We start from the raw sequence: 504 nt of genomic DNA on the forward strand, positions 1-504 counted from the left end.
GGTAGGTGAACCCTGCGTCGCGCAGGGTGGCGGGGTCCCAGATATTGCGGAAATCGGCAATCACCCTGCCGCGCATCGCGGCCTTGAGCCTGGCGGGCGGGATGGCGCGGAACTCGTTCCATTCGGTCAGGACGATCAGCGCATCGGCATCCGTTGCGGCCTCCTGGGCAGAATTTGCGTAGATCACGCCCTCTGGCAGGAGGGGGCGGGCCGGTTTCATGCCTTCCGGATCGAAAGCCTGAACGATGGCGCCTTCTTCCACGAGGCGATGAATGAGCGGAAGGGAAGAGGCCTCGCGCATGTCATCAGTGTCGGGTTTGAACGTCAGGCCAAGAACGGCCAATTTCTTGCCTTTGACCGTGCCTCCACACAGGGCGATCACGCGTTCGGCCATGGCCGATTTGCGGGACTCGTTAATGGAGACCGTGGCTTCAACCAGAAGGGAGGGGGCCCCGGCATCACGGGCAATGGCGGTCAGGGCGCGTGTGTCCTTGGGGAAGCAGG

1 protein-coding gene is annotated in these 504 nt (G+C 63.3%); it reads right to left on the reverse strand.

All coding sequences use genetic code 11. The features are described 5' to 3' along the window. Positions 1–504 (reverse strand): UDP binding domain-containing protein (locus P792_RS39205; protein WP_035440707.1); only part of this gene is annotated, 504 nt, incomplete at both ends.

Origin of the sequence: Asaia sp. SF2.1 (assembly GCF_000505765.1) — a bacterium.
Taxonomy (GTDB): Bacteria; Pseudomonadota; Alphaproteobacteria; order Acetobacterales; family Acetobacteraceae; genus Asaia; species Asaia bogorensis.